Below are 15,507 nucleotides of genomic sequence, written 5' to 3'. Positions count from 1 at the left end.
TTTTGGCCTCCTTGTATAACTTTATGTGAAATTATATTTTAATCACAAACTTGATTCAACAGCAAAAAGTCTATTCCTTCTATAGATAAAAGTTCTAGTTTAATAAAAGTTTTCCCTTTTTGATCTTATCAATAAAATTCACATCTTTCTATAATTTTCAACTCTCAACCCATGAATTCAGGCTGGCAAAAAGTCTATTCACATAATTATAGTGTTTTTATTTGCAGCCTGATCAATTAATTTTATAATCCAAAAAAGTATTAATCTCTATATCTTCTCCTTTAGTAATTATCTCCACTGCTCCCCACTGGTCAGTTCGAAGGGGCAGGATATTATTTTCATCCAGTCTCTCCAGAGTCTCCTTGGAAGGAAAGCCATAGGGTGAGTTCCTTCCTGCAGAGATAACTCCAATAACAGGAGAGACAGCTTCTAAAAATTCAGACGTACTAGAAGTAGCACTTCCATGATGGCCTATCTTTAAGATGTCACTTCTAAGTCGTTCCCCAAGACCTAACATTAATCTTTCCCCTTCTTCTTCCAAATCCCCTGTAAAAAGTAAGGACATCTCCTCATAGCTCATTCTTAAAACAACCGAGTTATTATTCAAGTCAGAACCGGTCCCAATTAAATAAGGTTTGACCGGGTGTAAAATCTCTATTTTTAAATCTTCTTCTAAAAAAATCTCCATTTTTTCTTCAACATACAGCGTTTGAATCTGATTTTTATCAATTAAATATAAAAGTTCCTCATATTCTGGAGTATCGTTAACTAGATCAGGAAGAACAACAATTTTAATATCATAGTTTCTAATCACCTCTCTAAGACCCCCAAAGTGATCTACATGAGGATGGGTAGCAACTACTATATCTAGTCTATCGATATTTTGACTCTCCAAAAAAGGCACAACAATACTCTCACCCGCATCTCTAATAGGAGAACCATCATGTACCCCGCCCCCATCTATCAAGATATGATTACGATTAGGAGTATTAATATAAATACTATCCCCGTGCCCTATATCTAAAAACACGACCTGTAATTCACGTCCAAAAAGTGGATAGAGAAAAGATGATACAAAAACAACTGTAAAAATACCCAAACAAAAAAAAGCTCCTCTAAGCCTTGATATAACCATTGAAGACCTAAAGAGATAAAAAAGGGAAAGAAATATACCATAAAAGCTAAAAACCTGCAAAAATGTCCAGCTTTCCTTGAGACCTGGTGAGATTTGTGCCGCAAAGTCTATAATCAAAATCAAATATGTACTAACATAATTCAAAACTGCAAATATTAAAGAAGAAACAGGCCCAAACACAGCAAGAAAAGACCCTAAAAATGTCAAGACTATTAACAAAGGTAAAATAACAGCAATAAAAGGAGAGATTATCAAACTGCCAAAAGAAGCATAACTAAAATGATACAATAAAAGCGGGAAAACGCCTATTAGGGCAGCGAAAGAGACTTTAATAGGTTCGGTAATATAGCTATAATTACTAATTTTTAGACCTTTAATTCTTAGCTCATCAATAATCTCACCTAAGTAAGGATACACAAGCAGGATAAAAAAAGTAGCACCAAAGGAAAGCTGAAACCCCAAATTGTATAAATACCAGGGAAAAAGCAGCAAAAGAAAATTAAATGCGAAAAAAAGCGAATCAAAGGAAGAGAAAAACTTTTTGTTGTCACTACCCTTAAAAAGCTCCATAACAATAAAAAAAGTTAACATTATACCGGCTCGAAGCACCGAAGGTCTAAAACCAACCATTGTCACATAAAACCAAATCACAATAAATGTTATAAAAAAAGCATACTTCTTTTCAAGGCTTCTTTTCTTTAAAAAGCTAAAAAGACCCATCCCAATAATACTTAAATGAAGTCCAGAAACTGCTGCTATATGACCTGCTCCAGCGCCCTGCAAGTTTTCCCTATCGGTCTCATTAAGTGCACTTCGATCACCAAAGCTAACAGCACTCACCCATGAATATGTCCTTTCTGGTAGATTGCTAGCTAATACCTCTTTAAAATGATCTGCTAACCTGGCCCCACTCCTAATAAGACTAAATTTGGCATCTACAACTTCAATGTCATCCGGGTAAATCAAATAGCTCTTACCCCTGCTAAACAAATAATCCCTGTAATCAAACTCACCAGGATTAGTCGCAAAAGGTACAGATCTAAGTGAACCGTGTATTTTTAAAACATCTCCAGGAAAATACCTGCCTTCTTCTTCAATAATACTAATCCTTTCACTTAGCCTTACATTAATATTGGTATTTGATTTTTCACCGTTAAATGATTTTATTCTAAGTGGATAGTGTTCTACGTTTTGACCTCGAGAAAAAACTCCCCTTATCTCACCGATAAAAACGCCTTCTTTGTCAACTAAACTATCATAAGAATCTAACATATCCAGACGGTAGTTAGCTGTTAAAAATGACACAAGGGCGAAAATCAAAATAACTATTAAATAACAAAATTTAAGCTTAATTCTGTAATCAGCTGCAATTATAAAAATCACTACTAAAGATGAAGTTAAAAGCACCAGTACCATGTAAATAATCTGATATATTGCCAAATCAAATTCTCTAGCTAAGATTATTCCCACTATAGTACCTAAAGAGCAAAATATACCGATGCCTTTTAAATTCACCCTCACTTATTCTTATTAGGGATGGCTTCTCTTGCAAGCTTATCACAAAGATTATTTAGCTCATCATCACTGTGCCCTTTAACCTTGATCCACTCAATTTGGTGATAATTATTTAATTCAATCAGTTCCTCCCATAAATCTTGATTGTCTACCTTTTTCTTTGACTTGGTCATCCAATTGTTTTTTTGCCAGTTTTCATACCATTTTTGGTTAAAACCATTTACAAGATAAGCACTATCACTATGTAATTTCACCTTGCAGGGATATTTCAAGGCTTTAAGGGCCTCTATAGCAGCCATCATCTCCATCCGCTGATTGGTTGTCCACTCTGAAGAACCACTCATCTCTTTTTTGTGAGAATCCCAGATAAGAACAGCCCCCCAGCCTCCGGGACCAGGATTATTACTACACGCCCCGTCAGTATAAATCACTACTTCCTTCATAATGTTCTCCCCCTATTATACTAAAAGATTTATTTGGCTAGACTAATCTAATATCCCCAAATTTTCACCAGGGATACTTTTTCTCCCGGACTTTTTTTCCTAACCGGCAAAAATGAGTTAACTTCTTCATTTATACTCTCTAAATTATCATATCTAGCAAGGGATATTTCAACACAATTTCTAAGAAGAGGTTGATATTTTAAGGCAGAAACAAGTTTATAGTATACTTCTCTGCCTTTGTCCTTAACCTGCAAATCCTCATCTATTAACCCAAAACTTATAAGTTCATTTATTTTCTCATCAATAAAAAGGGATCTTACTCCTTTTTTGGTCCTAATGAAAGATATCACTTCCTGGGCAGTAGGAGCTTTTAGCCTTGTAAGACCCAAAAAAATTAGATTGTGGAGTTTTGTTTTATCGGTAATATTAAAATTTATTAATAACCTTAAAATCAATAAATGATAAAGCCCAAATCCGGCCATAATAGTACTCCTTTAGTATACTTTACCAGTATACATCTTTTTATTTAAAGTGTCTACAAAGTAGTTCTTTAATATTTTCAAAGCAAGGTCTTTATTACTTCTACCTACAACTCCAGATGCTGCTAGAATATAATTTTTGTCTAAAATAACTTCTGTATCTTTGGGTGGTAATAAATTTTCACCGCCTTGATCATTGTAATGATCATGATCTTTACCACTTCTATCTATGATTTGACGGAGTATATCTTTACCAGTTTTTTGCAAAGTCAAAGCCCCACCTGTTCCAACAACCCATTTAACTGCAGTCAGATCTTTTCCAACCATAACCTTCTTTCTGCCGGTAGCAGAATATCTATGTTTTATTTTGCCAGAGTGCCTTTTTAGGGCCCTATTAACAGCTTCATAGGTCAGGGTATTTAGCAGTTTCTCTTCTTCTTTAGTTTGTGGAATATAACTCCAATTATCCAAAAACCCAAAGGTTTCCTCATAGTCAATATCACTTTCTAGCTGATTTAGTTCTTCAGTTTCCCTTATTTTCTCTAGTAAACTAACTGCGTTTTTATAAACTCCTAGATCACCTTCGACAGTTCTTTTTGAAAAAGGTTCAGGAGATGTTAAAAGATCTTCATAAAATATAGATCCGTTTGTAAAAGAATGAACATCAGTGGTTGCTCCACCTACATCAATAATTAATAGGTCTCCAACTAGCTCATACAGCAAGTTCCCTCCTTCAAAAACAGCACCCGGCGTAGGCATGATATTCTTCCCTGTAAGTTCTTTTAATTTTTCTATACCTTCTCCCTTTATTATATGCTCCTGAAAAACCTTTTGAATAGCTTTTCTAGTCGGGGTAATATTTAGTTCATCCAATTCAGGATAAACATTATCAACAACTATCACAGGTATTTTAGCTGCATCAAAGATATCTTTTATTTTTTCCCTGCAGGTAGAATTACCTGCATATATGACAGGAACCTTTAAGCCTGCTTTGCTTATCTTATGAGCATTTTTTAGAACTATATCCTCTTCACCAAAATCTACCCCACCTGCAAGAAGAATTATATTAGGGTCTATTTCTAACAGTCTTTTTATATCATATTCATCCATCTCCCCCGCAGTTATCTGACTAATAACTGCTCCCGCTCCAAAGGCAGCTTCCTTAGCTGCCCTAACAGTCATATCACAGACAAGTCCGTGTACTGTCATCTTCAGCCCACCTGCCGCACTGCTTGTAGCATAAACTTCTAACTGTTCCATATTATCATCGAGTTCAATGCCTCGTTCTTTTAATTCAGGAGCATTTTTTATGTTTGAATAGGCCCTATAAACACCTTCTGTAATATCTTCGGTTGTGGTTGGATATTGATATTGATACAGTAGTTCCCCCTCGTAAGAAAAAAGAGAAAGCACTGTAGTAGTGCTTCCTACTTCTATAACCAGAAAAATATCAGGCATTTAAAAACCTCCTAAGCTTAATTTTAACTTTGATTCTGGTGCAAAAAAGTCATATGAACAAAGTTTTGTTTTTAATTGCAATACATCTTGATGAGGAAGCAGGAGAAATAAGGCCTAATGACAGGATGTCATTAGCTAATCGAACTCAGGATGAGTTCATAGATTTGGGAGCCTTATTTCAACTGCTGACGAGTCTTAGATGTATCAATTAAAAACACTTTTCTATGTGAATAGACTTTTTGCACCATAATCAACTTTTAATAGCAGTCATCCTTTTCTTCAATTCCATCACCAAAAAGCTAGCCACGTCTTTTCCTTTTGTCTTTTTGCCAAAGCCTGCATTAAGGCCAATCTCTTTTGCCATGCTGTTAGTCACTCTAGGCCCTCCTGCAACTAGAATAACCCGGTCACGTATCCCTTTTTCTGTAGCTAGCTGATGCAGTTTTTTCATGTTTTTCTTATGTACATCTCCGTGAGTAATAATTGTACTTATTAAGATAGCCTTTGCATTTTCTTCAATACAAGCATCAATTAATTTTTCTATAGGAACTGAAGTACCAAGGTATCTACTTTCAACCCCATAAGCTTCCAAACCGCCATGTTTAATATCTATAATTTCTTTCATACCAACAGAATGTTCATCTTCTCCTACTGTTCCGGCAACTACTTTTATCCCGTTATTTTTCACAAACTCTGTTATCTCATCATCACTTAACAGACTTTCTTCTTCTTTAAGACCTGTGAAGTTTGACCTATATAGTTCCAAATCTACCCGGCCTTTGATTTCAACATACGTCCCTTCCTCTGGATGAATAGCTTCAGAATGAATAACCTCTACATCTTGTAGACCAAGCTTCTCACCCATATATACAGCGGCTCTTTCGGCTTCCCTATAAGGTATGGGAAAAAAAATATTCATGCTAACAAACCCGTCTCCCGCCCATTCTACTTCTGGCAGGAACTTGTCACCGGTCCTATATTCTTTAGTTTTATTGAGCCTTTCATTGACATTATCGTTGTCATCAAGTTCATCAATGTATGAAATTTTGGTTCTATCACAAAGAGTACACCCGCCGTACTCCTGGCACATATTTTCTTGTGTAACACTGTTATATCCGAAATGATGACAAACAGGAGCTAGATAATCTTCTTCTCTTTTTACTATAGTTTCCGCTCCTACTCCTCCGTTAACCTCTCTTTTTATTCCATCTTTATTTCTTTCTGGATATTCACCCGAATCTACAAAATAGCCTTTTTGGACAGCATTAAAATATCCTCCTTCAATAGCAATATCTTCAAGAAATAATACTGCCCTTTCTTTATATTCACGTATCTGTTCACCCAAAAAGCCATCACGGTTTATACTTACAAGCTCATTAAGACCATCCATGCCAACAAGGGCCTGCTTGGCTGTATCAACACCCTGGATACTAAAGTGATGCCAGGGCACATTACGTCCTTCATCAGGTGTTATGGTGCTTTGTATCTCCGCTCTTGTCAGCCGGCTAATCATTAAGTTTAGCACATGGGTTACCGTTGCTTCCCTGGTATCAGAGGTAATATATTTTGTGTTCATCTGGGCCCTTATAATATTATTTGGAAACAGCTCTCTTATAGCAACTGCATAGGGTAGATCATATTTTAATGAAGGTGCAGGAGGAGCGGTAGGTGGAACACTGCTTAAGGCGATCAATTCATCTGGAATTCCAATTTTCCTCGAAAAAGCTGTATTAATTCCGTGCTGAACTAATAATTCAGGTTTTACCTTCCAGGCTTCCCGTGTTGTTGCATTTGCGTTATGAGCACCATCTATTTGAAGCATCCCGCTTGCTACCATTAATCTTTTGGCGACTCCAGCATCAACTACAGATCTAAGCATATTAACATTCCTGTACAAAATATTATATTGAGGATCCTGGTGAGCCCCGTTAACTCCCTCTTCAGCAAACAAAAGGGCCACTTCAGGTCCTGCGACACCACTCACATATGAATGCAAATTAATAGGCCTGCCAACCTCATCTTCAATAATATCCAAAGCTTTTCTCGTAGCTCTAAGCTGTTTTCTTGATATGGGAACGCCACCTATCCCCTCCGGGGTACCTTCTATAAGACCATCATAGTGACTTTGTCCCGCTGTTCTTATAACCATCATATGATCTGCCCCGTGCCAGGCAGCCATCCTCATCCTCCTGATATCATCTTCAAATCTACCTGAAGCTATCTCAGATGTAATTACCGGTTCAGGCTGGGGATCAATATCATCAAAAAACTCAGCAGCAGGTAATGGCTGGCTATTTCTTAAAGGTTCAGATACCTGGCTGTATTCAAAAGGGCCTAATTGAAGATTATTTTTTACATTCCTCCAGTTCCACCCCACCCTTCTTGGTGAGTAACTCTCTAAATCTTCAAGAATGTTTTCAACATTTAATCTATCTATTAAGTTTGTTTGTGACATTGACACTTAGTTTTTCACCTCCGAAGATCCTCATAACTTCATCAAAACCTCTGCCTTCTATTAATTCGCTGCCGGCTGTTTTTATATCAATATTTTTTTCTCTAGCCAATTTCAAAACAACATGCCCAGCACCCTTACCAAGCAAACCTCTTTTTTCGCAGCCTTCAACAATTTCGGCAGCTTCTACACTATTAAAGCCCATTCTTAAAAGGACAGATCTTTCAACCGAGGGTGAAGTATAATCATTAGATAACCTAACTAGCGGATCAACAATCCCATCCAAAAGCATCCAAAATCTATTTTCTATTTCTTGTTCTGACATATGGGCAAATTTTTTTCTCCGCTCCTCAAATTTTCGCTTCTGCTCCAAATCTTTACTTGTATTGCTTTCGTGAGTCAAAAAAACTCCTCCTCTTACTTTAGTTCTTTTCTTAAACTTTTTGCACTAGATCAATGCTTGGTTATTCTCTCCCTGTTACTTATAGCAGCAGGTACAGGCAAGTCTTTCATTGACACTACTCCAGGCATAGCCGAAAAAACCTGCGGTATCATATTAACTGTTAATGAACATGTCCCTATACCTCCAGGGATTTCAGGTTCAATGGACATATTTATGTCAGGTATACCTTTTATTTTTATAAAATCTCCAGTACTTACTCCTTCTACTTCTGGCATTATCTGCTGAGGATGTTCTAAAACTATAAACTCACCTTTGTCTGTGTATCCTCTAGCCACATGATTGCATCCTGCAACAAGACCAGGCTCTACCTTAACATAGCGAGTTTCTCTTGTTGTATTAGAAACTATAGGTTCTCTATACTCTTCAACCCTTGTTAGATTAGCTCCAAGTGCAGCTGCAATCATTTCAATACTCTCAGGAAATCCAACATGGCCAACTATCTCACCACTTTTTATTCCTTCTTCAAACTGTTCAACCGTCGTTCCTACTCCCTGACCTCTCATTACCGTAGGCCCAAAAGGCGATAAATCATTTACCCTCTTGGCTTCAATACTTTCAACTTCTTTACATGCCCCAGTCATAGTGATTATTAATAGATCCAGCACAAAGCCAGGGTTTATCCCAGTACCAAGTAGGGTCACTCTGTTTTTTCGACAAATTTCCTCAAGTTCAGCGATTAAATCAGGTTCTTTTTTAAAGGGATATGCCATTTCTTCTGCTATAGTTATCACATCAACTCCACTAGACAAAAGCCTTCTAAGCTGTGGATATACTTCCCTGATAAAAGAGCCCGTAGCATGAAGGACTAGTTGAGGTGAAGTTTCATCAAAAGCATCTACTATATTTTCATAAAATAACTCCCCAGAAAAACCTTCTTCAATCCCCTCTGCCCATCTTTCTCTATTTCTAGATATAATACACTCAAGTTTTAAACCTCGTTTCATCTCTACAAGTCTTGCTAGCTCCTTTCCCATAGCGCCAAAACCCATTACTGCGACTCTTATACCTTTATTTGATTTATTGTTTTCCAAGAATAATACCCCCACATTTTTACTTATGATTATTTTTGCAGTTTATCTTTATCTGTTATTTTAAGTGTTAGCATATTAGAAACTTTGAATACTTGAAAATTAAAAAATAATAAAAAAGTACAGGCCTATGCTAGAAATGTTAAAAACATAGGGTCTGTACTTTAGCTCTGATTTGCGTACATTTCACCCGTTATAAATTCATACATTAGTTAATATTCAACTCTATTTCTACCTTTTTCTTTTGCCTTATATAGGGCATAATCAGCGGCTTTTACGATAGTTTCCCTGGTATCACCTGGAGAATATGTTGCAACTCCTAAGCTTATAGTTACTTGTCCCACTTCTTCAAAGGGATGATTCTCAATACTACTTCTTATCCTTTCGGCTAAATTTATCCCTCCAGCAGTATTAACGCCCGGGCAGATAATTAAAAACTCTTCGCCTCCCCATCTTCCTACTATATCTATTTTCCTGCATGAACTTCTCATGATATCTGAAATTTTGATCAACAAATGATCCCCTTTTATATGACCATAGGTATCGTTTATAAGTTTGAACCTGTCCAAATCAGCCATAATCACAGAAAAACCCTCTCCGGTTCTATTGCTTCTATTGACTTCATATTCTAAAACTTGGTCCAACTTAAGCCTATTATATAGTCCTGTTAGGGTATCCTTAATGGAAATCTCAGTTAGTTCTTCATTCTTTTCCTTTAGGGCAGCAAAAGCTTCTTCCCTACTTAGCTCATAATAGCCTATCATTACAGTCATCGCCAAGGAGGCTATTACTATATTATATATTGAATCTGTAGTAAAGCTTTCTTCTACCCATCCTTGATACCTACTCAATATAAAAAACAACATAAACCCTAAAAAAACTGCTGTTACTACCCTACCCTTCTTTTTTTCAAGTAGAAAATAAACAACAGGTGGAATCACTGTAATCCAATACAAGGCATAGTCCCTATACTCTTTTAGCTGAAAATATATCACCAAAACTAAAATTATCAACAAAGTCGTTAATAAGGCTGTCTTCTCTAAGTTTAGAGTTTTATGAAAATAAACTGAAATAGCAATTAATAATATAAAAGAAAATATATTCAAAATCACTAAATAAGTCATTGTAAAAATAATTATATTCAAAACGGCAAAAGAAACTAACACCACCATGCCAAGGGCTAGAATAATATTCAGTAGGTAAACCCTTCTATAATCAGGGTCTTCTTTCGAAAATGCAAAATTATTCGTTGCATATTTTTCCCATAGATATTGGACCATACTTACATCTCCTTGCAACTCAACTCAATAGCAATCCTCTAGTTAGTTAATTGTGAAATAGCATTTATTAGCTTTTCGCTGTCATCTTCTAAAAGAGAGCGAGGATCTATCAAGAGCTTTTCTTTTTTGAATCGAAGCATTATCGGAGGATCATTATGTCTTAAATTTTCATTTAACTTTTCTAAAGTTTCTTCACTACTCTTTAAGGCAACCACCTTCGTAGGAAGCTCCACTTCCGGCATAGCTCCCCCTCCAACTCTAGAAGTCTCAGGCTCTACTTCAATCTCAAAATCATCACTTAAAACCTCTTTTAATTTGGCAGCAATTTCATTTGCTTTAGCTTCTAATTCATGTAGTGGAGCTGTCAGGGCTGCCAAAACCGGAATCTTATCTTTTGCTTTATCAAAATCTAAATACAACCTGAGGGTTGTTTCAAGTGCTTTCATAGTCAGCTTATCCATTCTTAAGGCTCTTGTAAGCTGATCTTTTTTGAGGCTTTCTATATATTCTTTTTTGCCTACTATAATTCCGCTTTGAGGGCCACCAAGAAGCTTGTCACCGCTAAAAGTAGCAATATCTACTCCCATAGACATAACTTCATTGACGGTAGGCTCATCATAACCTTCTAATTTGTATAACAAACCACTTCCAAGGTCCTTAACAAGAGGAAGCTCATTATCACGAGCTAATTTGGCCATTTCATCCAAAGCCGGTTTTTCTGTGAAACCAATTATACGATAATTTGATGTATGAACACTTAATAGCATGGCAGTCTCTTCATTAATTGCCTCTTCATAATCCTTAAGATGGGTTTTATTTGTAGTACCTACTTCCTTAAGGATGGCACCACTTTGTTTCATAACATCAGGCACCCTAAAACTTCCACCAATCTCAACAAGCTCGCCCCGAGATAATATAACCTCTTTGCCTTTGGCCAAATTATTAAGAACGAGCATTACAGCGGCAGCGTTATTATTAACCACCAGGGCTGCCTCTGCTCCAGTAAGCTTTGTGATCAAATCTTCTATATGGGTATATCTTGAGCCTCTTTCACCGGTCTCAAGGTCTAGCTCAAGATTGTTGTAACCTCTAGATATCTCTGATAACTCATCACACACTTCAGGAGCAAGCGGAGCTCTTCCCATATTTGTATGGATTACTGTCCCCGTCGCATTGATTACTTTCTTAATCCGCTCGGCTGTTCTTTGACTAAGCCCATTTTTTACTCTTTCAATCAATAAGCTTTCAAGGATTTGCCTGTAATTTTTTTCAGAAAGCACCTCTTGGTCTTCACTTTGAATCCCTACACCTATATCTACTGATATATCTCCTGAGAAATTAAACACGTCCGATAACAATTCCCGACGGAGCTCTTCCTGTTGAATATTTATCTCCTCAACAACTAACTCTCGATTGTAATCATCGACAAGGTTTTTTATTTCATCCTGATTTAGCAGTTCGTGAACAGGAGGAATATATCTTAATAGCTTTTTGCCCATATTTTTGCCTCCTCCCTAAAACTATCGTTTAATTTTTTTATATGATTTACAACTAAAATATAATTTACGATAGATTTAGAGTTTTATAAATAAATTAGCGGGTTTATAAACCCGCAATTTTCCCTTATTTCCCATTATATCAGGTAATATGCCTCGTATCAAAAAAATTTGTACCACTATGGAGGATTTATGGAGTTTACCTAAAATAATATAAAAGGATAAATTAAATATCTAGGAGGCAATTGTTGATGGAAAAGATTTACGAAGGAAAAACCAAAAGAGTTTTTTTGAACGAACAAAATAATTTAGTATTATACTTTAAAGATGATGTAACGGGGACAGGCGATACTATAGATCCCGGTGGAAATGAGGTGGTAGGTGAAATAGAAGATAAAGGCTTATCTTCACTAGCAGTATCAAAATACTTCTTTGATATATTACACAGTCATGATATCCCTACTCATTATATTGACGCTTCCCTAGAAGATGGAACAATGGAAGCAAAAAGAAGTGAACCTTTAGGACTTGAGGTCATATGTAGAATCAAAGCTTATGGAAGTTTCTTGAGGCGTTATCCCCATTTTACCGAAGGAAAAATATTAGAAACCCTCGATTATTTAGTTGAAATAACTGTAAAGGATGATGAAAGAGGAGATCCTTTGATTAATGATGAGGCTCTAACAAGTCTTGGAGTGCTGACAGAAGAAGAAGTAAATTCAATTAAAAATATCACAAAGTCAGTAGCAAAAATAATCGAAAAGGATTTGAAAGAAAAAGGTCTTGATATGATAGACCTTAAGCTAGAATTCGGTAGAGTTGATGATAAAATTGTGGTCATCGATGAAATTTCTGGAGATTGTATGAGAGTATTTGAAGGTGATAGGTCTCTTACCCAAAAAGAATTAGCTAAATACTTAGTAACATAGTAACCTAGCAGCCTGACAATTTAGTTAATAATCAATAAGTCAAGGGAGCATGAAAAAATTTGCTCCCTTAATTCTTGTCACCCTATTAACGATAGCTTCTCCATTACCTGCTTTATTTTTTTAAGATCTATTGGCTTAGAAGCATAGGCATCACTTCCAAGTTCAAAAGCTTCTTTTACTAGCTCCGTTTCACCAAGAGCTGTTGTCATAATAATTTTTGCTCTATTTGCTAAAAGAACATTATTTTTTTCTTCAAGCTCTTTAATTGCTTTTAAAACTTTTATTCCGTCCACCTTTGGCATCATAATATCTAAACAAATTAAGTCATAGGGTTCCTCTTCTTTAATAGACATCATATAAGCCTCAATTGCTTCTAAACCATCTACCACTAAATCACATTCCCCGTATTCTGAAAAAAACTTATGCATAAACTTTCTGCTCGCCAAATCATCCTCAGCTATCAATATCTTAATCAAATAAACCTCCCCCTATACTTTTTAATCTTTTTTAACTCCTTTCAAAACATTAAATTCGTTTATAAAATCTCTAAAGTTATGTCTAACATTATTAATGTCATCACGTCTTACTGCTAATTTTATTTTGAATGCTTTATTTTTTAATTCAACAGCACCTATTTTTTCAGTCTCTTTCTTTAATCTGTGAGCTAATTGTTCAATCGATAGTAAATTTTTCTCTTCAAGTGCCCTTTTAAACTCTAAAACATATTCATCTATTATATATAGACCATTTCCATTTAAGATTTTTTTATCATCATCTTTAAAAATCACTTCTCCATGTTCATTAACAGTAACACTTTCACTAGCGTTATCGCTATAACCAGCTATTCTATTACTTTTCTCAGTAAATTTTTTAACCTTGTCAAAAAGCTCCACAAAGTTGACTGGTTTTGCGATATACTCGTCCATACCAGAGTTCATAAACTTTTCCCTGTCACCATCTAAGGCAAATGCTGTAATTGCAATAATAGGAGTATATTTTCCCCTCGATGTTTTCTCCTTATCTCTTATTATTTTTGTAGCTTCTACACCATCCATCTCTGGCATCTGAATATCCATAAGTATAAGATCATAAAAACTGCTATAATAACGCTCTAAAGCCTCTTTACCATTACAAGCCAAATCTACAGTATATCCATGCTCTTTTAAAATTAATGAAAGGCTAGATTGATTTACTCTATCATCTTCAACCAAAAGTATCCTATACTCTTCATTTATCTTTTCTTTAACTTGATCTGGTATAACTAAATCTCGATTTGCTCTACTTCTCCCTCTTTTTAATTTAAGGTAAAAATAAAATTCACTACCTTCATCTACTTCACTGTTGATTTCGATCTGACTATCCATAAGCTTCAAAATTTCTTTACAAATGCTTAATCCAAGACCTGTCCCTTCATACTTTTTAGTATAAGAAGTATCTGCTTGTGTAAAGCTTTCTATTATCTTTTCGTGCTGTTCAGATGGGATACCTATTCCAGTATCAGAAACTGAGAATTTCAAGCTAGCATATTCACTTTTAATTGCCACTAAATCTACAGCCAGTCTTATTTGGCCATAATCTGTAAATTTTACAGAATTACTTACAAAATTATTTAGCACTTGTTTTATCCTATTTTCATCACCTTTTAGATAATTTGGTACATCATCACCTATTACCGTTATAATTTTCAAACCTTTCTCCTGTGCATTCAATTTGTGCATATTAATTACTTCTTCTATCATTTCGTGTATATCAAAATAATCTTCAGTTATCACCAGCTTTTCTGCTTCTAATTTTGAAAAATCTAATACATCATTAATGATTTTTAATAAAGTATCTACACAGTTTTTTGCTATTCTTAAATTATCTTCTTGTTCCTTGGTAAGATCAGTTAGTCTTGTAAGCTCAATCATTCCAATAATACCATTTAGGGGGGTACGGATCTCATGGCTCATATTTGCTAAAAACTCACTCTTTGCTTTATTTGCAACTTCTGCTTTAACTTTTGACTCTTTTAGAGCTGATTCTGCCTTTTTTCGCTCAGTTATATCAAGAAATGTGCCAACAAAACCCATAAATTCATTATCAATATTATAATAAGGAGATCCAATACTTATAACATCCCGGTACTCTCCATCTTTTCTTTCCATTTTTATCTCTAATTCATAAGGTGCACGTTTTTTAAATGAATCAGTATAGACTTCCAAAAACCTATCAATGTCATCTGGATGAGTTTTTTCCCAAATAGTTGCCATAGTATTTTTAAGTTCTGTCCCCAAAAAATCCAGGAAAGTCTTATTAAAATAGTAGTCCCTTGATAGATCTGAGCGCCAAACCATAACAGGCAAGTTATCAAGCATAGCTAAGCTTATATTACGTTCTTTTTTTATCTCCTCTTCCATTTTCTTGATCTTATTAATATTACGAAAAACTGCTACTACTCCAATCAAATTATTCTCAGCTTCAGTCTCCTTACACTTCTCTTGTGACCTTTTAACAGCTGAAAAACTTGCGGATATATAATATTTTGTGCCATTTTTTGCTATAAGTGCTGAATATTCTTTAAGCCCTACCATATCAGCTCCATTTAAAACTTCCCAAATTGGACTATCGATAGATTTGTTATTTTTAATATTTATAATCGGAAAAACTTCTTCAAAAGGCTTGCCATATGCTTCTTCTAACTTCCAACCCGTTAGATTTTCACCAGCATCGTTAATATATTCTACATTTCCCTCTATATCTACATAAATAACACCGTCTCCAATACATCTTAAAATGGCATCAAAATAATCTGGTACGTTAGTCATACTATCACCAACCTTTAAAAGA

13 protein-coding genes are annotated in these 15,507 nt (G+C 35.4%); 2 read left to right on the top strand and 11 right to left on the bottom strand.

Going from position 1 to position 15,507, the window contains the following annotated elements; translation table 11 throughout:
- Positions 1–232 precede the first annotated feature (232 nt).
- The 4 genes from ACONDI_RS03060 to ACONDI_RS03045 are packed head-to-tail and all read right to left on the bottom strand — an operon-like array spanning position 233 to position 5,030.
- Positions 233–2,650: a DNA internalization-related competence protein ComEC/Rec2 gene (locus ACONDI_RS03060; RefSeq protein WP_241080018.1), complete on the bottom strand. Its 2,418-nt coding sequence runs from the start codon at positions 2,648–2,650 to the stop codon at positions 233–235.
- Between the two features lie 2 nt (positions 2,651–2,652).
- Positions 2,653–3,093 carry a ribonuclease HI gene (rnhA, locus tag ACONDI_RS03055; protein ID WP_241080017.1) on the bottom strand — a complete coding sequence of 147 codons (441 nt, stop codon included), beginning with the start codon at positions 3,091–3,093 and terminating at the stop codon, positions 2,653–2,655.
- Between the two features lie 47 nt (positions 3,094–3,140).
- A complete protein-coding gene (locus ACONDI_RS03050) occupies positions 3,141–3,575 on the bottom strand; it encodes a hypothetical protein (RefSeq protein ID WP_241080016.1) in 435 nt (144 codons plus the stop codon).
- Between the two features lie 12 nt (positions 3,576–3,587).
- On the bottom strand, positions 3,588–5,030 hold the full coding sequence (locus tag ACONDI_RS03045; protein WP_241080015.1) for a glutamate mutase L: 1,443 nt from the start codon (positions 5,028–5,030) through the stop codon (positions 3,588–3,590).
- A gap of 53 nt (positions 5,031–5,083) precedes the next feature.
- Here ACONDI_RS03045 and ACONDI_RS03040 point away from each other — a divergent pair, with 53 nt between their 5' ends.
- The gene (locus tag ACONDI_RS03040; RefSeq protein ID WP_241080014.1) at positions 5,084–5,242 is read left to right on the top strand and encodes a hypothetical protein; all 159 of its coding nucleotides are present in this window, start codon (positions 5,084–5,086) and stop codon (positions 5,240–5,242) included.
- A gap of 38 nt (positions 5,243–5,280) precedes the next feature.
- Here ACONDI_RS03040 and oraE read toward each other — a convergent pair whose 3' ends face one another.
- The 5 genes from oraE to selA form a co-directional block, all read right to left on the bottom strand.
- Positions 5,281–7,485 carry a D-ornithine 4,5-aminomutase subunit OraE gene (gene oraE, locus ACONDI_RS03035; protein ID WP_241080919.1) on the bottom strand — a complete coding sequence of 735 codons (2,205 nt, stop codon included), beginning with the start codon at positions 7,483–7,485 and terminating at the stop codon, positions 5,281–5,283.
- Positions 7,460–7,885 (bottom strand): ornithine aminomutase subunit alpha, encoded by a 426-nt coding sequence (locus ACONDI_RS03030; protein ID WP_241080013.1) that lies wholly within the window; start codon positions 7,883–7,885, stop codon positions 7,460–7,462. Before ACONDI_RS03030 ends, oraE begins: the two co-directional genes overlap by 26 nt.
- Before the next feature lie 50 nt (positions 7,886–7,935).
- The gene (ord, locus tag ACONDI_RS03025) at positions 7,936–8,976 is read right to left on the bottom strand and encodes a 2,4-diaminopentanoate dehydrogenase (protein ID WP_241080012.1); all 1,041 of its coding nucleotides are present in this window, start codon (positions 8,974–8,976) and stop codon (positions 7,936–7,938) included.
- A gap of 209 nt (positions 8,977–9,185) precedes the next feature.
- Positions 9,186–10,253 (bottom strand): GGDEF domain-containing protein, encoded by a 1,068-nt coding sequence (locus ACONDI_RS03020; RefSeq protein ID WP_241080011.1) that lies wholly within the window; start codon positions 10,251–10,253, stop codon positions 9,186–9,188.
- Between the two features lie 38 nt (positions 10,254–10,291).
- Complete coding sequence (gene selA / locus ACONDI_RS03015; RefSeq protein ID WP_241080010.1) at positions 10,292–11,752, bottom strand: L-seryl-tRNA(Sec) selenium transferase; 1,461 nt, start codon at positions 11,750–11,752, stop codon at positions 10,292–10,294.
- A gap of 248 nt (positions 11,753–12,000) precedes the next feature.
- On the opposite strand from selA, the gene ACONDI_RS03010 reads away from it, so the two are divergent.
- Positions 12,001–12,678 (top strand): phosphoribosylaminoimidazolesuccinocarboxamide synthase, encoded by a 678-nt coding sequence (locus tag ACONDI_RS03010; RefSeq protein WP_241080009.1) that lies wholly within the window; start codon positions 12,001–12,003, stop codon positions 12,676–12,678.
- Between the two features lie 77 nt (positions 12,679–12,755).
- Here the strand turns inward: ACONDI_RS03010 and ACONDI_RS03005 are convergent, their stop codons facing one another.
- On the bottom strand, positions 12,756–13,151 hold the full coding sequence (locus ACONDI_RS03005) for a response regulator (RefSeq protein WP_420848175.1): 396 nt from the start codon (positions 13,149–13,151) through the stop codon (positions 12,756–12,758).
- A gap of 24 nt (positions 13,152–13,175) precedes the next feature.
- The gene (locus tag ACONDI_RS03000; RefSeq protein ID WP_241080007.1) at positions 13,176–15,485 is read right to left on the bottom strand and encodes an ATP-binding protein; all 2,310 of its coding nucleotides are present in this window, start codon (positions 15,483–15,485) and stop codon (positions 13,176–13,178) included.
- Positions 15,486–15,507: the final 22 nt, after the last annotated feature.

Source organism: Natranaerofaba carboxydovora, assembly GCF_022539405.1.
GTDB classification, from domain to species: Bacteria; Bacillota; Natranaerobiia; order Natranaerobiales; family Natranaerofabaceae; genus Natranaerofaba; species Natranaerofaba carboxydovora.
The sequence above is the reverse complement of the archived record's forward strand: the minus strand, read 5'-3'. Positions and strand labels throughout refer to the sequence as shown.